Here is an 18,875-nt window from a genome sequence, read left to right as displayed (position 1 = left end):
TTTGATGGGGCGCGGGCGCCGCCGCAGTTGAATTTCGATGAGGCCTAATAAGCGCAGAAGCCCGTCGCGTCAAAGGAAAGCGGCGAAAAATAAGCCTTCCGGCTCCGCTTCCGGCTTGTTCCGGGCTCAGAAATCGTCCTGGGAGGCGTCGCGCTCGGCCAAAGGCTCGTCGGCCGCCTCGGCTTCGGTCTGCCCCGCGATGACATAGGAGCCTTTCAGCCAGCGGTGCAGGTCGAGATTGGCGCAGCGTTTGGAGCAGAAGGGCCTGTAAGCCGGATCGACCGGCTTGCCGCACATGGAGCAGGCTGGAGCCCGCGTTGTCGCCTTCTCGGCCATCAGGCGACCACCCCGGGCTGCGTCCAGGCCTCGGAGACCGGAAAGCCCAGCCCGTCGAGCAGCGCCATGGTCTCGTGGAGCGGCAGCCCGACCACAGCGGTATAGGAGCCGACCAGCTTGACCACAAAGCCGCCGGCGACACCCTGGATGGCGTAGCCGCCAGCCTTGCCATGCCATTCGCGCGAGGCGACATAGGCGGCGATCTCCTTGCCCGACAGCCTTTTGAACCGCAGCCGCGCCTCGACCAGCCGCGACCGCTCGCGCCCCGAGGGGTCGATCACCGTCACGCCGGTATAGACGCGGTGCGCCCGTCCCGAGAGCAGCCGCAGGAAGAGATCGGCGTCCTCGCTGGTTTCGCATTTCGGCAGGATGCGCCGGCCGACGCAGACCACCGTGTCCGCGGCGACGACATAGGCGCCCTGCAGCTCGGCTCGGCCAGCCGCCGTCTTTGCGCCGACGCGGGCTTTTTCCAGCGCAAGGCGCGCCGCGAGCTTGCGCGGCGATTCGTTGCGCCCGGGCGATTCGTCGAGATCGCAGGGCAGAAGCGCGTCGGGCTCAAGCCCGATCTGTTGCAGCAGAGCCAGCCGGCGCGGCGAGCCGGAGGCGAGCGCCAGGCGCGCGGAACGGAATTTCGGCTCTGAGGTCACGGGCTTTCCGAACAGGGTGGCCTATTTGAAGCGATAGGTGATCCGGCCCTTGGTCAGATCATAGGGCGTCATTTCAACCAGCACGCGATCACCGGTGAGGACGCGGATGCGGTTCTTGCGCATCTTGCCCGCCGTATGGGCGATGATTTCATGATCGTTTTCGAGCGTCACCCGAAAAGTCGCGTTCGGCAGCAACTCGCTGACGACGCCGGGAAATTCCAATAATTCTTCTTTTGACATCTGGGTCCTTGCATTGCTCGCGCCCCGGTTGAACGCCCGCGCCGGAAAGGCGGCGGATCACGGGATAGGTCGGAAGTCGCGTTGCCATCATAGACAGACGCAAGCATGATAGTTCGATCGGCAACAGCTTGGCTCGTCCAGGATGGGTTGCCTGGGCGGCGGGTTCGCAGTATCCAATCCGCCAAACGCGCCCGCTCAACTCGCCGCGCTATAACAAATTGCGACGCGCCTGCCAATGGCGCGCAGGGGTAGGACCGCCCAAGACTTTTCGGCAACACTGAAGGTTTTCGGGATGAGTGATCTGTTGGTTTTGCAAAGTCGCCTGATCCGCACCTGGTTCGAGCTGATCGAAGTCTATATCGCCACGGTCGCGACCGTTTCGGCCCGCATGCCGATCATCGCCGCCGCGGCCTCCGGTTTCGGAGACAAGCGCGCCCATCGTGAGACCCATGTGATGGTGGCGGAAAAACTGCGCGCCGCCTCGCAGGGAGCGGAAGCGGGAGCCCTTGAAAGCGCCAAGGTGGCCCTGAGGGTGATGACGGGTCAGAACCATCCGGTCGCCGTGGCCGGCCATATGATGGACGTCGCCGCCGCCGCGACGCGTCCGGCGCGCCGGAAAGTCCGCGCCAACGCCCGGCGGCTCACATCTTCGCGCTGAGCAGGCGCCGGGCCGCGCCAGGACATGATCGCGCCACGACATAAAATTGAAATGGACGCCCCTCTTCGCCACTTGAGGGCTGGACAACCCGCAAATCGCTTTCTATAAGGCCCGAACCTCGACGGCCCGCCGTCGAAGCGCCCAGGTAGCTCAGTTGGTAGAGCATGCGACTGAAAATCGCAGTGTCGGTGGTTCGATTCCGCCCCTGGGCACCATTTATCCCATAAAATCAGCAACTTACGACCTCGCCTTGAGCGCACTAAGACTCGCGTTTTGCCTTGGGTTTCACCGGGGTTACAAAAGCCGCGCGCTTGAATGAAACAGGCAGAAAGGGTTTGCGCCTGGAGTGGTAGTCGTCAAAATCATCAACGCAGGGAATTTTGAACGTAGGGAATTTTGACCACCACAAACGGCGAGGTCGCCCCCCGGCCTTGCGACGATTTCCGATCGAATCAGGCCGTGAGCGCGGCTCGCGCCTCCTTTTCAGCCTGAGAACGCTTCACCCATTCCCAACCCGAGCGCGGCTTATGGGCTTTCGCCAGTTCGGGGAATTTTTTCGGCTCGTACGCAGCGATTCGGAGCTTTTCGCGCGCAAGGCGTGGATCGAGCTTCATCTCCGCGCAGATCGCCTTGAGCCTAACCGTGTCCGCGGTCTTAGGAGCACTCACCTCGGGCTTCGCGGCGGAAATCGGCTTGCCGGTCAGGGCCTTCGTCGTGGTCGCCATGATCGTCCCTCCTTTGTCGGACGATCAGACGATTAAGATGAGGAACGAGGGCGTGTCAGGGAAAATCCCGGATCTTCTAGCGGGTTTCGGTGACTGGTGAGGCGTAGACGAATCGGGTCAAGCGCTTAGACGCCGCGCGGTCTGACCAAGTACCGAATGTGCAGCTAGTTCGATGCCGGTATGGGCGGCGTAGCACAGCGGTAGTGCAGCGGTTTTGTAAACCAAAGGTCGCAGGTTCGATCCCCTCACCCGGCACCATTCCCCCACGGAGCATCGAAATCCTAAACCGTAGGTCGGGTGTTCGAGTAATCCCGGGGGACGCCAGCCCTTCGTATTGTTGGCTGAAAGTCCAGCGGTTGCCCCCTTCATCCGACCTCGTTCTCAATCAGGACGCGGCTCGTTGCCCCTGTCCCCATCGCGAGGTCGAGCCGATCCTTGGTGCGCCCGAATCCGGAAATCGGCGTCCTGCCTGTGGTCGTAAAGACATAATCGGACCCGACGAATTTCGGGATGGCCTTAATGATATCCAGCGCCATGCTGGACAGTGGAACTTCATGCGCACGTCCATTCTTCGCCATTTCGGCAGGAATGGTCCAGACGGCGCGCACAAAGTCCAGTTGCGACCATTTCATGCCGGTGACTTCGCCTCGGCGCTGACCGGTCAGCAATAGAAGCTGATAGGCCGGACCGAACGGAAAGCCAATGTCAGCAGTCGCGGCCCACAATCCTTTGATCTCGTCATCGGTCAAAATCCGATCGCGCGACCTTGACTTCGCCGGGGCCTTCATGCCCGCGATCGGATGGTTTTCGATGACGCCGCGGTCCAACGCCCAAGCGAAAAGCTTCTTGATGACGGCCATGGCGTGATTTGCTCCGGTCGGCGCGCCGTTGGTCGCGACCTGATCCAAGACCTTGACTACGTCTGCACGGGTGATTTCAGCAATTGGGCGATCTTCCAGCGATGCAAATTTCCGCAGGGTGGCTTGTTGCGATTTCCAACTCCTGTTCTTCGGCTTGGCGTAAATGTCGATGAAGTCCTTCATCACATCGCCAAGCGTCGCCGGCTTCGTCTTCGCCTCGGGCTTCTCATAAGTCCCGAGCTGCATGTCACGCAAAATGGTTCGCGCGACGTTCCGCGCCTCGGCCAGCGAAATGATCGGATAAGTCCCGATCGTATGGCGAAGCTGCTTATCGCTTACACGCCCCATGACGAACCACGTCTTGCCGCCCGTGACGGCAACACGGATGCCGAAGCCTGGCAAGGACGTGTCGCGGACCTCATAACGTCGGTCCGCGCGAGGTTTGAGGTTGTCGAGAAGCTTGACGCTCAGGTTCTTCTTCATGCCGAATGCATGACACGACACGCTCTCAAAATCAGGGGCGTTGATCTCGTCATATGAAACTCCATGTTCGATCAATTGCGGCGAAGAAATGGCATAAAGCGTCAAAATTTCAGCGGTATCCCGGTTTGAATTTCAAGGACCCAAAAAAGACATGCGGTTTGTAGCGCGGTCGGCCCTTATCGGCGGAGAGCGGACCACCGCCGAAGGCGCCGGCAAGGTCCCTGCCGGGCGGTGAGCGGTCGCAGGCCTAAGGTCCGGTTTACTATAGACATCGGCCGCACCGGCATCGGCAATGCTGCGTCACGAGCGGAAATTCACGGTTGTCCGCGCGGTGTCATGCATCTGCTCATTACGAAAATCTGCGCGCCACGTCGAAGCTTTTCGCCCCAGCATCGAACAGGCATTCCGATCCCGCGCAACTTTTTTCATGACGCAGATTCATTATTTCAGAAATCGAAATTCACATTATCAATTCAGAAGCCGTTCATCTGTAACGATTCAAGTGGTGGTTCGTATTCTCCCGTGAGGATCCGCAATAGATCTGGCGATCCTGTAACTGTACCCGTTACTCAGGAGACGAATATGTTCAGCCGTAATACGAAAAACACTTCTTGGTATAGCCGCAACATTGCCAACAACGTCGCCCTTGGCTTAGCCGCTTTCATGTTGTTTGGAGCCCAAGTCGCCGTCGCCAAGACCGGCGGGAAGAACGTCAATCCTCGCGCGATGCAGGCGCATTCGGAAATTACATCCCAGCCGTCCCGGACTTGCGTTCCGGCGAATGGCGCGCAGATTCTGGGCAGTTTCGCCGGCGCCGACGATCTTATCGACGTCAATACCGGAGAAATCTGCGGAAAACGCTGAACGCAATATCTCCAGCGCGTGATGAGGCTCCCCATCGGGAGCCTCATTCTATTTTGCAGCCGCCAGAGACTTGCGGATGCGCGGCGCCGCATATTCGATGAAGCAGCGGGTCTTGATGGGGATCAGGCCCTGGCCTGCGTAGACGAAATTGACTGGCAGCGGATCGGGCGCGTAATCCGCCAATATTTCCTTGACCGCGCCAGACTGGATCGCGGCTTCCGCTTGGTAGGACAGGACGCGCGCGACGCCCAGATTGGCCGCCGCCGCGTCGATCGCCGCCCATGCGCCGTCGACGACGTACCGGCTTCGCACCGGCTGCTCCAGCAATTTTCCTTCGTTGCAGAACGTCCAGCTTTTCGGAGAGTCCAACGCATCGAACGTGATGCAGGCGTGGCCCTCAAGGTCGCCGGGCGTGTTCGGTTCGCCACGGCCGGCGAAATAGGCGAGACTGCCGCAAAGGATATGGCGGACGCTGCCCAGGCGCGTCGCCATCATGGCGCTGTCCGGCAGCGCGCCGATCCTGATCGCCAGATCGACGTGGTCGTCGATGAGATGCAGATTCCGGTCGGACAGAATGAGCTTGATGTTGATCTCGGGAAAAGTCGCGAGAAAGTCGTGGATCACCGGCCCAACATGCAAGCGACCGAAACAGACCGGCGCCGTAAGCGTCAAGTCGCCCCGGGGCGCTGAAAACTCGCCTGCGGCGGCGCGCTCTGCCTCCTCGATTTGCTCCAGAATCTGCCGGCTGGCGACCAGGAAATTCTGGCCCGCCTCCGTGACCGCGATCTTGCGAGTCGAGCGGGTCAACAGCCGCGTTTTCAGATGATCCTCCAGATCGGCGACCTTGCGGCTGACGGTCGCGAGGGACAGATCGAGCTTGCGGCTGGCGCCGGAAAAACTGCCCGTCTCCACGACGGCGACAAATATGCCCATGGCCTCGACGCGGTCCATTTTCTTGCCTTTCGCAATTGTGATTCTATACTTCCGGCTCTACTCATTTTCGTGACCTATAATACATTTCTCTCATGGCGACCGAAGCCAGTCCCGCCAGATCGAGAGGATATAGATGAGATTTACTATTCCGACCCCCGAAATGGCGCCCGTCGCCGCGCGACCCATGCTCGACGCCGTTCACAACCAGTTCGGCGTCGTTCCCAATCTTTTCCGCCTTGTCGCGCAGAGCCCCGCCGCGCTCGAGGGCCTGACCGGCCTGTCCGGCGCGCTGAGAAAGACATTGGACGCCAAGACCCGCGAACGGATCGCGATTGCTGTCGCGCAGGCCAATGGCTGCGATTATTGCCTCTCCGCGCATAGTTATATTGCGCTCAATCTTGCCCATCTCGATGCGGCCGAAATCGCCCTCAACCGCAAAGGCGCCTCGTCCGATCCGAAGGCGGGCGTGGCGTTGCGCTTCGCCCTCCAAGTCCTGGAGACCCGCGGCAAGGTCGCCGACGCGGATCTCGCGACTGTGCGCGCCGCCGGATTTTCCGACGCCGAGATCCTCGACATTGTCGGCCATGTCGCTTTGAACGTCCTGACCAATTTCTACAACAACGTCGCCAAGACGGAAATTGACTTCCCGGCGGTCGCCGACGCCGACGCGGCCTGACCGCGAAACGATCCGGCGGCAGGACTTGAAACGCACCTTGCCGCCGGTTTCGGCCCGCCTTCGCTCCCCTCCCGGCGAAGGCGGGCTTCGCCGATCATCCATCCACATTGTCGTTGGCGTCGCGACGCTAGCCAACAAATTTCACCAGTTCGACGAGGTCGGTTCCAATCGCATCCGGCCGCACGCCCAGTTCCTCCAGCGGCGCATCGAGACGGTTCACCCAGAAGGTGGTGAGGCCAAAGGCTTTTGCTCCCGCAGCGTCCCAACCGCCAAAGGCGGCGAAGACAATTCTGTCTCTCGACAAATCAAACGCCGTCTCCGCCATCTGATATGCGCGAGGATCGGGTTTGAAGGCCTTCACCAGATCGGTGCTCAGGCGATGCTCGAACAGGTCCGCGATTCCCGCCGCTTCGCTCAGCCCTGCGAGTATTTCGGGAGTGAGGTTTGACAAATAAGCGAGGCGGATTCCGGCATTTCGCATGGACCTCAATGCGGCGACTGAGTCGGGCCAGGGTTTGAATGCGAACGCCGCGTCCATCAGTCTGGCCCGCGCCGAGGCGTCCAATTCGACCTTCGCCGACTTGCAGGCGAAAATCAGCGCCTCCTCCGTGACGTGCCGGAAGTCCGCATAATCCCTGTTCAGCGTCCTGAGCCAGCAATATTCGAACTGACGGGAGCGCCAGATTGCGAAGATCTCCTTGCCCCTGCCGGGGTAGCATTCCTCGACGGCGGCAGCCGGCGCGCGCGGATCGAAAATGGTGAAGGCGTCGAAGGCGACGGCGCTCGCCCGGCCCGCGCGAGCGCCCGCCGGCGCAACGTCGCTGATTATTCCTACGACGGCGACAGCGGATCCGGCACGGGTGAGCAGCCGACGACGGCTGATCGCGCCGCCGCCAATGGGATTTTCGGTCATCGCAAGTCTCCTTGTCACACGGCTTTGGCTTCGCCGCCATCCATGCGGACGGCGACGCCGGTCATCCAGCGCGCCGCCGGCGACACCAGAAAAGCGACCAGTTCGGCGATTTCCTCCGGAGCGCCATAACGGCTGACTCTGGCCTCATCGATAAAGCGCTGACTGGCGGCTTCCAGCGATAGCCCATGGGCCGCACCATAGAGGGCCAGCATGGAGCGGCGGCGGTCGGTCATGACCGGGCCAGGGAGCAGGCTGTTGACCTGCACGCCCTCCTCGATCCCGCGCTCGGAGAACGCCTTGGCCAGCGCCGAAATGGCGGCGTTGATCGTGGCCACGGCCGCCAGCGAAGCCTTTGGCGCCAGCGCGCTGGCGCCGGAGGTCAGCACAACGGCGCCTTTCGCAGCCTTCAGCGCGTCCCAGGCGCACAAGGTCAGCCGCCGCGCGCCGTGGAATTTCAGCGCCAGGCCGTCCTCCCATTCCTCGTCTGTCAGAACGAAGAGATCCTTCTGCGGCACGGCGCCGGCGACATTGACCAAGGCGTCGATGCGGCCGAATTTCTCGAGCGTCCGGGCAACCACTTGCCCCGGCGCTTCCCGTTGACGCAGGTCGAGCGCCAGCGGAAAAGCGCGCGCGCCGGCCGCCTCGATGGCTGCGGCGATTTCCTCCAAGTCGCCGGCGCTGCGAGCGACGGCGACCACCGCGGAAAAATCCTCCGCCAGACGGCGGGCGACGGCGCGGCCGATGCCGCGACTTGCGCCGGTGACCAGCGCGACCGATTCCGACCGCGCGTCGTGAGTGAGCGGGCTCATGCCATGGCGCTCAGGATCGGCGACGCATCGGCGACCATATCGAAACGCACGATCTTGCCCTGACGCACGCGCCAGAGATGCGCGAAAGCGGCGCGCATGGCCTTGCCCGTGGCGCGATGGACGCCGGCATAGGCGCCGATGGTCACAATGCGATCGGCGTCCCCGATAAATTCCGATGGCCGGACCGAAAAATCCGCCCAGTCGCGCGAGAGCGGGACCAACAGCTTTTCGAGCACTTCGTCCGGTGTCCGCCACGTGCCGCTGTAATAGGGAAAGCTTTCCAATTCAGTCCATTCCAGGTCCGGCGCCAGCAGCGCCGTGAGACCGTCCACGTCGCCGGTTGTGAGCCGCTCATAAAAGGCGCGGACGATCGAAATTGACTGGACATTCTCGCTACGCAGCGAGGCGATCAGATGCAGCGCTTCGGTCATGCCGCGGCTCCCATTTCACAGGCGAAGACTTTGGCGAGGAAGATCTTGATCGCCTCGGCGATTTCCCGGGCGTGGGTTTCCAGAGCGAAATGGCCGGCGTCGTAGAAGCGGATTTCCGCATCGGGCAGGTCGCGCCTGAAGGCTTCGGCGCCCGCGGGCACGAAGAACGGATCGTTGCGGCCCCAGACTGCAAGCAGCGGCGGCTTATGCGCGCGGAAATAGGCGTGGAACGCCTCATAGGCGACGACATTGCTTCGATAGTCGAGGAACAGGTCGAGCTGGATCTCGTCATTGCCCGGACGGGCCAGATAGAAATCGTCGAGATTGCGGCCGTCGGACGAGACCAGCGCGGGGTCGGCGGCGCCTTGTGTGTATTGAAACAGGGTGGTTTGCGGCGCGAGGAAAGCCCGCAGCGCATTGCGGTTGTCCGCGTTCGGCGCGTCCCAATAGGCCTTGATCGGAGCGAAGGCCTCGGAAACGCCCTCGACATAGGCGTTGCCGTTCTGGGTCACGATGGCGGCGACGCGCTCGGGATTTTTCAGCGCGAGGCGCAAACCGACCGGCGCTCCATAATCGAACACGTAAACGGCGTAACGCGTCACGCCGAGTTTTTCGGTGAAACGGGCCATGACATCCGCGAGGGCGTCGAATGTATAGGCGAACGCCTCGCGCGGCGGCTGGGCGGATTGGCCGAAGCCCGGAAGATCAGGAGCAATGAGCCGGAATCTTTCCGCCAGTAGGGGGATCAGATCGCGGAACATGTGCGAGGCGCTGGGAAAACCATGCAGCAGCAACAGGACCGGGGCTTCGGCCGCTCCGGCCTCGCGGTAGAAAATGTCGAGGCCGTCGACATTGATGGTTTGGTAGCGGACGGGGAACATAGGGAGGCTCCTTGAACGAATGGAATAACCGTTTAAATTACGTCAATAGGGTTATGAGCAGAAGCATAACTTGTCAACGGCGTCCGGAGCGGTCATGCTCAGAAAAGCGCCGCCTGCCGCGAAAAGGAGTTTTTCGCAAAGTGAAACAATCGCTGCCTCCCGCCCTTTTCGTCGCCGACGCCGCCGGACTCGATTTCCTCAATACGAAAGCCACACCCGGCGCTGTCGTGTTGGACTGGCTCGAAGACGGCGAGGCTTTCTTGCGCTGGATGGAAGCCGCGCGTCTTGTGACGCCGGACGATGTTGAAACGGTGCGGCGGCGCGCCGCTCCAGGCGAGATCGACGCCGTGGCGGCGCAGGCCCGCGCCTTGCGCGAATGGTTTCGCGACTTTGTCACGCCGCGCCTGCGGAAAAGCCTCAAGCCTGAAGATCTCGACGTTTTGGCCCCGCTCAACGCCGTCCTCGCCCGCGACGCGCGTTACAGCCAGATCGTTCGGGCGCCCGGGGCGTCTCCACCCTTCCTGCTGGCGGAGCGGCGCGCCAACCCGACGCCGGCCGCTCTTCTGCAGCCCATCGCCGCCGCGATGGCCGAATTGGTCTGCACGGCCGATTTCGTTCAGACGAAACAATGCGAGGGCGAGGGCTGCACTCTGCTGTTCCTCGACACGACGCGCGGCAAGGCGCGGCGCTGGTGCAGCATGGCCATGTGTGGCAATCGCGCCAAACAGGCGGCTTATCGCCGCAGGAGTCCTTCGGGCTGATCATAACCTGTTAAAGATCGTAATAAGGTTATGATCAGCGTGCGGCTTCGCCGCGACCGGACGCCGCGTTCAGCCCGCGCCGGCGCCTTGGCGGGCTTCGGCGAGCAATTGGCGAATGGCGGCTTCGTTGCGCTCATATTCGCCCTCGCCGAAATGGCGACGACGGATCCGGCCCTGCGCGTCGACAAAATAAAAGGCCGGCCAATATTGATTCCCGTAGGCGCGCCAGTTGGCATAGTCGTTGTCGAGAGCGACCGGATAGGAAATGCCTAATTTCGCTACGGCGCGACGGACATTGTCCGCGTCCTTCTCATAGGCGAACTCCGGCGTGTGCACGCCAATCACCACGAGGCCGCGATCGCGATATTTGGCGTGCCAATCACGCACATAAGGCAGCGTGCGCTGGCAATTGATGCAGGAATAGGTCCAGAAATCGACCAGCACGACCTTGCCGCGTAAGGCTTCGCGGGTCAGCGGCGCGGAATTAATCCAAAGCCCGCCAGTCGCCAGCGGCGGCATCGCACCCTCGACCGGAAGGGATTCTTCAGCCGCGCGGACGCCTTCGACGCCGAGGCCGAAAGCCGCGGCGACGGCGAGCGTGGCGGCAAGGCTCTGCCGTCGGGTGAAAGACGGATTGGATCCAGACGTCCCGATAATGGGCGCCGAGAAAGAGTGCTGTTTCGTCGTCATGGGAGAACTCCTCGCGCCGCGGCGCGGCGTCTGCATGTCGTTACGAACGGCGATCGGTTCGCGTTACATCGCTGGCGACGAAGCAGGGGGACTGCATCAGATTATTTCAAGGAAACCGGGGCTTTCCCTATTGTTTCAGATTCCGGGAAAGTCTTTTTTGGCGCGCGCCGCGCGGCCTGCGGAACGCGATATAATTCAGTAAATAACGTTAAAACAATTGGTTATAAGAAAGCTCGGCGCGCCCCGCCGCGCGAAAATGAGCGCCGCTCCGCGAAACAAATTCCATATCGCCTCCGTAAGGGGAGGTGACGGAGGGCGACCGCAAGTGAATCCGTCATCGAATGGCCGAGGCGTACAAAGCTCCGGTCATTGGCGCCGCCCCTTCGCGGATCGAGATCGCGCCGACGACCTGTCGTGTCGCAGTCCCTCGTCCGGGATGTCGGAAACCCACGCGGCGCCGCCGCATCGTTTGAAACAGGAGAAGACTATGAACACCAAGACCCTCGCCACCCGCTTCGCCGCCTGCGCTCTATTCGCCTCGGCGGCGATCTTCGCCGTCCCGTCTTTTGCGCAGGATGCGATGAAGGGCGACGCCATGAAAAGCGACGCCATGAAGGCCGACGCCATGAAGGGCGACAAGATGAAAGGCGACGCCATGAAAGGCGACGCTATGAAGGCCGACAAGATGAAAGGCGACGCCATGAAGGGCGATGCGATGAAGGGCGACAAGTAAGGCGCCTTTCGGGGCGCCCAATGCGCGTCTCGCCGCGCGGGCGCCCCAACTCCAATTCTTGTCAGGTTGTCATCATGACAGACGTTCTCCCGCTTCAGGCGGCCGCCCAAACGCGAAAGAAGATTTTCGTCGCGCGGCACGCGCTCGTCACACGCGTCACCCATTGGGTCAATGCCATCTGCATATTCGGCCTGTTGATGAGTGGCCTGAATATTTTCATGGCCCATCCAGCGCTTTATTGGGGGCAATCTGGATCGGACCGCGACCCGGCCGCTTTTGAGATCGGCGCGACCTCAAGCGACGCCGACACGCCTCACGGATTCATCCGTTTCGGCGACAAGCGTTTCGAAACAACCGGCGTGCTTGGCGCAGTCCGGGACGCCGATGGCGACTGGCATGAACGCGCCTTTCCCTATTGGGCGACCTTACCCGGTCCGCGCGACCTGGGGCTTGCCCGGCGCTGGCACTTTTTCTTCGCATGGCTTTTTGTCTGCAATCTCGCCGCCTATTACCTCTTCGGTCTGACCAGCGGCCATTTGCGCCGCGACCTGCTGCCCAACGGCGCGCAATTGCGGCCGAAGGCGCTGCTGCGGGATATTGTCCACCATTTCAAGCTGCAATTTCCGCAAGGCGAGGCCGCACGCCATTACAATCCGCTGCAAAAGATCGCCTATCTTGGGCTGATCGGCATCGTGCTGCCCTTGGTCGCGTTGACCGGCATGACCATGTCGCCCGGCATGGACGCGATCTTTCCGTGGCTCGTCGATCTGTTCGGCGGTCGGCAATCGGCGCGCACGCTGCATTTCATCGCCGCCAATCTCATCGTCCTGTTCATCGTCGTCCACCTGCTCATGGTCGTTCTCGCCGGTCCGATCAATGAAATTCGCTCGATGATAACCGGCAAACTCAAAATTCTTCCGGAGGAAACCCCGTGAGCCCGATTCTTCTACCGCGCCGTAAATTTCTCGGCCTGGGCGCCATCGGCCTCGGCGCCGCCGCACTGGCCGTTTCCGGCCGCCTCGCCGATGTTCCGAGCTTCGAAGAACTGATCGGCGACGCGCAATATCTGACCTATGGCGCGCAGCGCCTGCTCGGCCGCAACGCGCTGGCGCGGGAATTTTCCGCGAAGGACATTTCGCCCGACTTCAAGGTCAATGGCACGCACCGGCCCGACACGCCGGAATATGAGGCTTTGCTCGCCGAGAATTTCGCCGGCTGGCGGCTGGCCGTCGATGGACTGGTGGTCAATCGCTTGTCCCTGTCGCTCGCCGATCTCCGTGCCCTGCCGCAGCGCGCGCAAATCACCAGGCACGATTGCGTCGAAGGCTGGAGCGCCATCGGCCAATGGCAAGGGGCGCCGCTCGCGGAAATTCTCAAGCGCGCGGTCCCGCTGCCGGCGGCGCGCTTCGTCGTCTTCCATTGCGCGGATTTCTACGAGCGCGCAGACGATGGAACCGGCCAATATTACGAAAGTATCGATCTGGTCGACGCCTTTCATCCGCAGACCATTCTCGCTCATAGCCTCAACGGCGCGCCGCTCTCGGTCGGCCATGGCGCGCCGGCGCGGCTGCGCGTCGAACGGCAGCTAGGATACAAGCAGGCCAAATATGTGATGCGAATCGAATTGGTGGAGCGGCTCGACGGCTTTGGCCGCGGCAAGGGCGGCTTCTGGCCGGATCGCGGCTACGAATGGTATGCGGGAATCTGAGGGCGCTCAGCGCGGGCTCTTGGCTGCGGACAGGGCGCGGTCGATCTCATCCGCCATGTGGACGAGCCGCCGCGTAAAGAGTTTCGGATCGTTCATGGCGCGCGCGAGCACCAGCGCGCCCTGAATGCCGCCGACCGCGGCTTCGGCGAGCAGACGCGCTTCGCGCGCATCAACGCCACCGCGCGCCATTGCGCCGCGCAACGCCTTGATCCATCGCGCGAAATAAATCCTGATTTCAGAGGCGAAAGGCTCGCGTGTTTCATCCAGGGCAAAAGCGCCGACAAGACAGATTCGCCGCCCCGAATGAAAATAATCCGCTGTCGCGGCCCACATGCCCTCGATCGCTTCGCGCGGGGCGTCGCGCTCCAGCGGCCGGAAGACATTTTCGACGAACCAATGATCGACATGGGCAAGAATCTCGCGCGCCATCTCCACCTTGCCGCCGGGGAAGAAGTGATAGAGGCTGCCCTTGCCCAGCCCCGTGCGCTCGGTGATCCGGCCGAGCGAGGCGCCCTCATAGCCAAATTCGCGAAACACTTCCGCGATCATCGGCACCACGTCGGATTTTTCGTGGACCAATCGCGCCACGTGACAAAACGCCTTAAAGCCCGAGGTCGGTAAGTCCCAGATGGTCATCCGGTCGGCGGCCCAGCGGCCAGAAGAACTTGCGCTCGCTTTCCTTGATCGGCAGATCGTTGATCGAGGCGAAGCGCCGCTGCATCAGGCCCTCGCCGTCGAATTCCCAATTCTCGTTGCCGTAAGAGCGAAACCATTGGCCGGAATCGTCATGCCATTCATAGGCGAAACGCACCGCGATCCGATCCTCGCCAAAAGCCCAAAGCTCCTTGATCAGGCGATAATCCAGCTCCCGCGACCATTTGCGGGTCAGAAATTCGACGATCTGCTCGCGGCCGCGCGGAAATTCCGCGCGGTTCCGCCAGATGCTGTCAGGCGTATAGACCAGCGACACGCGCTGCGGATCGCGGCTGTTCCAGCCATCTTCCGCCAAGCGGATCTTCTGGATCGCGGTTTCGCGCGTGAAAGGAGGCTTGATCGACATGGGACATCCTCGTGTACTGTCTAGTTTGTATTGTACCAAGCAGTACACTAATGACAAGCGCCGACCCGCCCTCCGCTGCAAGCGGTCTCGTGCTTTTACGAAAACAGATTATTCGGCGGCTTCGTCGTGCGGTTTCGCCCAGGTCGGTCCCATGGCGCATTCGCTCAGCCGGTCGAGTTCGTCAAGCTCAGCCGCGTGGTGACGGCCCCATTCGCACAAAGCCAGCAATACCGGCTGAAAACTGACGCCGAGCGGCGTGGCGCTATATTCGACGCGGACCGGAACGTCGGCGAAAACCTCGCGGCGAACGATTCCGTGCTCTTCCATTTCGCGCAATTGCTGGATCAGCACCTTCTGGCTCGCTGCCGGCATCAAGCGCTGCAATTCGGAAAGGCGCAGCGGGCCGCCATAGAGGTGGTAGAGAACGATCGGCTTCCACCGCCCGGCGATGACTTTCAGGGCGCGCTCGGCAGGTAGGGACGGCAGGCGCTTGATGGGATCGGTCATGCTCACCTTCCGGTGTGTAGCGCACGAAAGAGTTCGTAGTTCCGGGCCACATCATAAATCTAGATTGCGCGCGATGAAACCGGACTGAAGAGGTTCTCCATGCGTGCGATCCAGATCAAAAGTTTCGGCGGTCCCGACGTTCTCGAATCGATCGAACGGACGACGCCGACGCCGGGCGAAGGCGAAATTCTGGTGCGGTTGCGGGCCATTGGCGTGAATTTCGCCGAAACCCTCGCCCGGCAGGCCAAATATGTGGTGACGCCAGAGCTTCCCGCCGTGCTCGGCTCGGAAGGCGCCGGCGAAATCGCTGCGCTGGGCCCCCGCGTCTCAGGCCTGTCGATCGGCCAGCGCGTGGCGGCGCCGTTATTCGCCGCCGGCTCGATCACCGGCGCCTATGCCGAATATGCGGTTCTTCCAGCGGCTCTGGCGGTTCCTCTGCCGGACGACATTTCTTTCGAAATCGCCGCCGCCGTGCAGGTTCAGGGCCTGACCGCCTTGTATCTGATCCGTCAGGCGGATCCGAAGGGCAAGAACATCCTGATCAACGCCGCGGCCGGCGGCGTCGGTTCGCTGCTCGTGCAAATGGCCGGCAAGGCGGGTGCAAAAACCATCGTCGCGGCGGCGAGTTCGCACGAAAAGCTTGAATTCGCCAAAAAGCGCGGCGCCGACGCCGGGGTGAATTACACAAAAGCCGATTGGCTCGATGAATTACGCCGCGCCACCGGGAGCGCAGGCCCGGATGTGATTTACGAATCCGTCGGCGGCAAAGTGCTGGCCGATAGTCTCGCCGCGCTCGCGCCGCTTGGCCGCATCGTCATTTACGGCGCGCTCAACATTCACAGCTTCGCCCTTGGCGCGCCGGAGCTGCTCGGGATGATCTTCAAGAATCAGTCGATGACCGGCTTCGCCTTCGCGCCTCTGCTCACGCCGCAAGCGCTTGGGCGTGATCTGCGCCATTTGTTCGATCTGATCGCCGCCGGCGGCTTGGACGTGAACATCGGCGGCGCATTTCCTCTGGAGCGGGCGGCGGAGGCGCACCGGGCGCTGGAGAATCGTACGACCATGGGCAAGTTGTTGCTGCTTGCCTGATGAGGGGCGGCGGATCCTCACCCAGCGCCGACGTTCATTTCGGCCGCGATCGTCAGCGTCGGGTCAAGCGGCCCTTCGTGCGACCGGATCGCGCCGATCGAGGTCACCGCCAGAGGCTTCCGCCCCACGGGTGGCCGTCGATGATCTGGTTGTTGATCTCGCGCTCGATATGATCGCACCAACGAGAGCCCGGGAACTCGTTGGTTATCTTTGCAGCTTTGACATGGCGCAAGCGCACGATGGCTCCGGTCAGCCGGCCAGCGAGCATCCCTATCTGATTGCGCATGTGAATAAGCATTTCTGACGCCTCCAATGCGGGCATGCGAGCCTTTGCGAGGGGGCGGCCATGACGCTTGATCAGGCCGCCTCAGGCGTATTGCGCCAGACCGTGGCCGAGGGACCAGTTCTCTTTGGCGACCTCGACAAGGCTCACGAACACGTCCTCTGGACGGATGCCGGGGCTTTCGCCGAGCAGCTCAGCAATCCGACGAAACAGGGTCTTCTTCTGTTCCGTGGTCCGGGTGTTGTTCGCGGTGATCTGGATCAGCACGAGATCGTCGCTTCGGGCGATGCCGAGGTAAGACGCGCTGTAGCGAAAGTTTGCGGCGTCATGCTCCGTTATCGTCATGAACCGATCGTCTTCAGGCACACTGAACGTTTCGCGCATCGCGCGGTAGAGGCCGTCGAAAATCGCCTGCCGGTAGGCTTCCGGCTTTCCGGCGCGCAGCGATATGTGAACGAGCGGCATCGCGGGTCCTTTCCAAATTCTCTGGGACTGACATTAGACGCCGCGTTTTCATTTTGGTATGCTATCGATATTAATATCAGAGATAACAATTTTAAATGATTGAACGCCCTCTCGATCTGGATGCCGCCCGGGCTTTCCTCCTCATCGCCGAGCTTGGCAGTTTTACGCGCGCCGCCGAGGCCATGGGGACAACGCAAGCGGCGGTCAGTTTGAAGCTCAAGCGGCTCGAAGAGAGGCTCGGCTGCCGGCTCCTCGAGCGGACGCCCCGATACGTGCAGCTTTCGGCGCGGGGTTCGGCATTCCTCCAGCGCGCCCGCGAACTTCTGGACGCGCACGATCGCGCGCTTGCCCTATTTGCCGGAGCCCGGCAGAGGCTCGCCATAGGCATCAGCGATCATGTTGCGGGACCGGAGCTCCCCGCGCTCATCGCGCGCATGAACGCGCAAGACCCACAGCTGTCGATCGAAATCCGGATTGGATCGTCGGGCGATTTGCTGCAAAGCTTCGATCGGCGGGAGCTCGACACGGTGATCGTCCGCCAGCATGCCGGGCGAGGCGACGGGGAAGTTCTGACCGAAGAAAAATTCGGCTGGTTCGCAGCGCCAAGCTGGCGGCATTTCGCGCACGAACCCCTGCCGGTCGCCACTATGGCCGAGCCCTGCGGCGTGCGCGCCATGGCCGGCCAGCTTCTTGATGCGGCAGGTGTCCCCTGGACGGAAGTTTTCATCGGCGGCGGCGTCAGGGCCGTCGCCGCGGCCGTCATGGCTGGGCTCGGCGTAGCTGCGCTGGCTCCGCGCATGCTGCCTTTCGGCGCCGTTGACGTGGGCTCCAAGCTCGGGCTTCCCGATTTGCCGCGCTTGCCAGTTCTGCTTCACACGAGAGTTAAGGATGGCCGCCCGCGCGATGCTCTTGCTGCGCTTTCGGCTGCCTTCAGGAGCGCGGTGAAAGGCTAAGCGGTCATAGATCAGGGTTACGAGTCGGCGGAACGGCAGGTCTGTGCAAGATTGCGGCCGCCCACGCAACGATGCTGATCGACGGCAAAGGGTCGACATGAGACTGTCGCCGGCCTGATCATATAGGTCCGGAATGAGCCGATAGCTTATTACGTTAAGCCACTTACCGCTTTCCCGATCCGGAAAATCTATCTGAGATACCACCGAAATTTCTCTGGGGGTACCAATGGGGTCACAAGAGGCGATTTTTTGGGAAGTTCGAGCCTGTTGCCGGATGTAGTGCTCTTGATCGATAATGATGCGAAATCAGTAATCTCGGCACTTGAACATGCTGCTACATGTTCTGGAATCCAGGACACCGTGGCCACGCTGAAAATCGCAGTGTCGGTGGTTCGATTCCGCCCCTTGGCACCATTTATCACATAAAATCAGCAACTTACGACCTCGCCTTGAGCGCACTAAGACTCGCGTTTTGCCTTGGGTTTCACCGGGGTTACAAAAGCCGCGCGCTTGAATGAAACAGGCTGAAAGGGTTTGCGGCTGGAGTGGTAGTGGTCAAAATCATCAACGTAGGGAACTTTGACCACCACAAAGGGCGAGGTCGCCCCTACCCTTGCGACGATTTCCGATCGAATCAGTCCGTGAGCGCGGCCCGAGCCTCCTTTTCAGCCTGAGAGCCCTTCATCCAAGTCGTGCGTTGAAGCACAGAAGCGATCCGCCGGTCCGCCTCTGGCTTCTGCAGGTCATGGATCACTCGAAACAGGTATTCCACATTCATCATCAACATGAGAGCCACGTACCGCGCCACCTCCGGATTCAGAGCAGCCATCTGGTCCATAGCATCGAGAGGAAGATGGAACATCGTCGTTTTGACGATGGCTTGGAGTTCGCACCTCCGCGGCTTTCGTGTGAGAAAACAACCTTCGCCGGTCCAAGGGCCCGGAACGCCCAAAAGGGTCAGGCGAGGCATGGCGCCGGCAGGGGCGAGGCTTACGGCTAACGCGCCGGTCACAAGCCCATAAACCCCGCCCGCCGGATCGCCGAGGCGAAACACCGTGTCGCCTGGAGCGAAGCGCATCAAAGCCGAGCGCCGCAGTACTTCAGTCCGGAACGCCTCGGGCAAGAGCGGCAGCCAGCCGTGCTCGCTCATGATCCTCTCGGCTTCAGCCC

General features: G+C 61.6%; 25 protein-coding genes, 1 tRNA gene and 1 pseudogene. 10 read left to right on the top strand and 17 right to left on the bottom strand.

Going from position 1 to position 18,875, the window contains the following annotated elements; genetic code table 11:
- Positions 1–126: 126 nt before the first annotated feature.
- From QM467_RS12640 to infA, 3 genes are read right to left on the bottom strand one after another with little or no spacing between them, the layout of a single operon-like run.
- On the bottom strand, positions 127–336 hold the full coding sequence (locus tag QM467_RS12640) for a DNA gyrase inhibitor YacG (RefSeq protein ID WP_283366686.1): 210 nt from the start codon (positions 334–336) through the stop codon (positions 127–129).
- Positions 336–983, bottom strand: coding sequence for a Maf family nucleotide pyrophosphatase (locus QM467_RS12635; protein WP_283366685.1), 648 nt, complete (start codon positions 981–983; stop codon positions 336–338). Before QM467_RS12635 ends, QM467_RS12640 begins: the two co-directional genes overlap by 1 nt.
- A 21-nt stretch (positions 984–1,004) precedes the next feature.
- Positions 1,005–1,223 carry a translation initiation factor IF-1 gene (gene infA / locus QM467_RS12630; protein WP_243068646.1) on the bottom strand — a complete coding sequence of 73 codons (219 nt, stop codon included), beginning with the start codon at positions 1,221–1,223 and terminating at the stop codon, positions 1,005–1,007.
- A 292-nt stretch (positions 1,224–1,515) separates the two neighbouring features.
- Between infA and QM467_RS12625 the strand changes: the two genes are divergently transcribed.
- Positions 1,516–1,881 carry a hypothetical protein gene (locus QM467_RS12625; protein ID WP_283366684.1) on the top strand — a complete coding sequence of 122 codons (366 nt, stop codon included), beginning with the start codon at positions 1,516–1,518 and terminating at the stop codon, positions 1,879–1,881.
- Positions 1,882–2,020: 139 nt separating this feature from the next.
- Positions 2,021–2,096: transfer RNA gene (locus QM467_RS12620), tRNA-Phe, on the top strand.
- Positions 2,097–2,333: 237 nt separating this feature from the next.
- On the opposite strand, the gene QM467_RS12615 is transcribed toward QM467_RS12620, so the two are convergent.
- Positions 2,334–2,606: a hypothetical protein gene (locus tag QM467_RS12615; RefSeq protein ID WP_283366683.1), complete on the bottom strand. Its 273-nt coding sequence runs from the start codon at positions 2,604–2,606 to the stop codon at positions 2,334–2,336.
- A gap of 365 nt (positions 2,607–2,971) precedes the next feature.
- A complete protein-coding gene (locus QM467_RS12610) occupies positions 2,972–4,054 on the bottom strand; it encodes a tyrosine-type recombinase/integrase (RefSeq protein ID WP_283366682.1) in 1,083 nt (360 codons plus the stop codon).
- A gap of 231 nt (positions 4,055–4,285) precedes the next feature.
- On the opposite strand from QM467_RS12610, the gene QM467_RS12605 reads away from it, so the two are divergent.
- Complete coding sequence (locus tag QM467_RS12605) at positions 4,286–4,813, top strand: hypothetical protein (RefSeq protein WP_283366681.1); 528 nt, start codon at positions 4,286–4,288, stop codon at positions 4,811–4,813.
- A 48-nt stretch (positions 4,814–4,861) separates the two neighbouring features.
- Here QM467_RS12605 and QM467_RS12600 read toward each other — a convergent pair whose 3' ends face one another.
- Positions 4,862–5,764, bottom strand: coding sequence for a LysR family transcriptional regulator (locus tag QM467_RS12600; protein ID WP_283366680.1), 903 nt, complete (start codon positions 5,762–5,764; stop codon positions 4,862–4,864).
- A 115-nt stretch (positions 5,765–5,879) separates the two neighbouring features.
- Here QM467_RS12600 and QM467_RS12595 point away from each other — a divergent pair, with 115 nt between their 5' ends.
- Complete coding sequence (locus tag QM467_RS12595) at positions 5,880–6,422, top strand: carboxymuconolactone decarboxylase family protein (protein ID WP_283366679.1); 543 nt, start codon at positions 5,880–5,882, stop codon at positions 6,420–6,422.
- 127 nt (positions 6,423–6,549) lie between these two features.
- Here the strand turns inward: QM467_RS12595 and QM467_RS12590 are convergent, their stop codons facing one another.
- From QM467_RS12590 to QM467_RS12575, 4 genes are read right to left on the bottom strand one after another with little or no spacing between them, the layout of a single operon-like run.
- Positions 6,550–7,335, bottom strand: coding sequence for a haloacid dehalogenase type II (locus QM467_RS12590; RefSeq protein ID WP_283366678.1), 786 nt, complete (start codon positions 7,333–7,335; stop codon positions 6,550–6,552).
- 14 nt (positions 7,336–7,349) lie between these two features.
- Entirely contained in the window at positions 7,350–8,144 is a 795-nt protein-coding gene (locus QM467_RS12585) for an SDR family NAD(P)-dependent oxidoreductase (protein WP_283366677.1), read from the bottom strand.
- On the bottom strand, positions 8,141–8,575 hold the full coding sequence (locus tag QM467_RS12580) for a nuclear transport factor 2 family protein (RefSeq protein ID WP_283366676.1): 435 nt from the start codon (positions 8,573–8,575) through the stop codon (positions 8,141–8,143). The genes QM467_RS12585 and QM467_RS12580 overlap by 4 nt, the downstream gene beginning before the upstream one ends.
- The gene (locus QM467_RS12575; RefSeq protein WP_283366675.1) at positions 8,572–9,456 is read right to left on the bottom strand and encodes an alpha/beta fold hydrolase; all 885 of its coding nucleotides are present in this window, start codon (positions 9,454–9,456) and stop codon (positions 8,572–8,574) included. Before QM467_RS12575 ends, QM467_RS12580 begins: the two co-directional genes overlap by 4 nt.
- 140 nt (positions 9,457–9,596) lie before the next feature.
- On the opposite strand from QM467_RS12575, the gene QM467_RS12570 reads away from it, so the two are divergent.
- Positions 9,597–10,217, top strand: a complete 621-nt coding sequence (locus tag QM467_RS12570) for a CGNR zinc finger domain-containing protein (protein WP_283366674.1) — start codon at positions 9,597–9,599, stop codon at positions 10,215–10,217.
- Between the two features lie 69 nt (positions 10,218–10,286).
- On the opposite strand, the pseudogene QM467_RS12565 reads toward QM467_RS12570, so the two are convergent.
- Positions 10,287–10,772 (bottom strand): annotated as a pseudogene (locus QM467_RS12565) (thioredoxin family protein); the annotation flags it as partial.
- Positions 10,773–11,394: 622 nt separating this feature from the next.
- Between QM467_RS12565 and QM467_RS12560 the strand changes: the two are divergent.
- The 3 genes from QM467_RS12560 to QM467_RS12550 all read left to right on the top strand — a co-directional run bounded on the left by QM467_RS12560 (position 11,395) and on the right by QM467_RS12550 (position 13,348).
- Entirely contained in the window at positions 11,395–11,640 is a 246-nt protein-coding gene (locus tag QM467_RS12560) for a pentapeptide MXKDX repeat protein (protein ID WP_283366673.1), read from the top strand.
- A gap of 74 nt (positions 11,641–11,714) precedes the next feature.
- Positions 11,715–12,575, top strand: coding sequence for a cytochrome b/b6 domain-containing protein (locus tag QM467_RS12555; RefSeq protein ID WP_283366672.1), 861 nt, complete (start codon positions 11,715–11,717; stop codon positions 12,573–12,575).
- Positions 12,572–13,348, top strand: coding sequence for a molybdopterin-binding protein (locus QM467_RS12550; RefSeq protein ID WP_283366671.1), 777 nt, complete (start codon positions 12,572–12,574; stop codon positions 13,346–13,348). Before QM467_RS12555 ends, QM467_RS12550 begins: the two co-directional genes overlap by 4 nt.
- Positions 13,349–13,354: 6 nt before the next feature.
- On the opposite strand, the gene QM467_RS12545 is transcribed toward QM467_RS12550, so the two are convergent.
- From QM467_RS12545 to QM467_RS12535, 3 genes are all read right to left on the bottom strand, one after another.
- Entirely contained in the window at positions 13,355–13,897 is a 543-nt protein-coding gene (locus QM467_RS12545) for a TetR/AcrR family transcriptional regulator (protein ID WP_283366709.1), read from the bottom strand.
- A 52-nt stretch (positions 13,898–13,949) separates the two neighbouring features.
- On the bottom strand, positions 13,950–14,408 hold the full coding sequence (locus QM467_RS12540; protein ID WP_283366670.1) for a nuclear transport factor 2 family protein: 459 nt from the start codon (positions 14,406–14,408) through the stop codon (positions 13,950–13,952).
- Between the two features lie 108 nt (positions 14,409–14,516).
- Positions 14,517–14,915, bottom strand: a complete 399-nt coding sequence (locus QM467_RS12535; RefSeq protein WP_283366669.1) for a winged helix-turn-helix transcriptional regulator — start codon at positions 14,913–14,915, stop codon at positions 14,517–14,519.
- A gap of 99 nt (positions 14,916–15,014) precedes the next feature.
- On the opposite strand from QM467_RS12535, the gene QM467_RS12530 reads away from it, so the two are divergent.
- On the top strand, positions 15,015–16,004 hold the full coding sequence (locus QM467_RS12530; protein WP_283366668.1) for a quinone oxidoreductase family protein: 990 nt from the start codon (positions 15,015–15,017) through the stop codon (positions 16,002–16,004).
- A gap of 103 nt (positions 16,005–16,107) precedes the next feature.
- On the opposite strand, the gene QM467_RS12525 is transcribed toward QM467_RS12530, so the two are convergent.
- Both QM467_RS12525 and QM467_RS12520 read right to left on the bottom strand, forming a co-directional pair.
- Positions 16,108–16,302 (bottom strand): hypothetical protein, encoded by a 195-nt coding sequence (locus tag QM467_RS12525; RefSeq protein ID WP_283366667.1) that lies wholly within the window; start codon positions 16,300–16,302, stop codon positions 16,108–16,110.
- 69 nt (positions 16,303–16,371) lie between these two features.
- Positions 16,372–16,752, bottom strand: a complete 381-nt coding sequence (locus QM467_RS12520) for a tautomerase family protein (protein WP_283366666.1) — start codon at positions 16,750–16,752, stop codon at positions 16,372–16,374.
- A gap of 95 nt (positions 16,753–16,847) precedes the next feature.
- On the opposite strand from QM467_RS12520, the gene QM467_RS12515 reads away from it, so the two are divergent.
- Entirely contained in the window at positions 16,848–17,705 is an 858-nt protein-coding gene (locus QM467_RS12515) for a LysR family transcriptional regulator (protein WP_283366665.1), read from the top strand.
- Positions 17,706–18,339: 634 nt separating this feature from the next.
- Here the strand turns inward: QM467_RS12515 and QM467_RS12510 are convergent.
- Positions 18,340–18,855 carry a Crp/Fnr family transcriptional regulator gene (locus tag QM467_RS12510; RefSeq protein ID WP_283366664.1) on the bottom strand — a complete coding sequence of 172 codons (516 nt, stop codon included), beginning with the start codon at positions 18,853–18,855 and terminating at the stop codon, positions 18,340–18,342.
- Positions 18,856–18,875: the final 20 nt, after the last annotated feature.

Source organism: Rhodoblastus sp. 17X3 (assembly GCF_030056575.1).
Taxonomy (GTDB): Bacteria; Pseudomonadota; Alphaproteobacteria; order Rhizobiales; family Beijerinckiaceae; genus Rhodoblastus.
The sequence above is the reverse complement of the archived record's forward strand: the minus strand, read 5'-3'. Positions and strand labels throughout refer to the sequence as shown.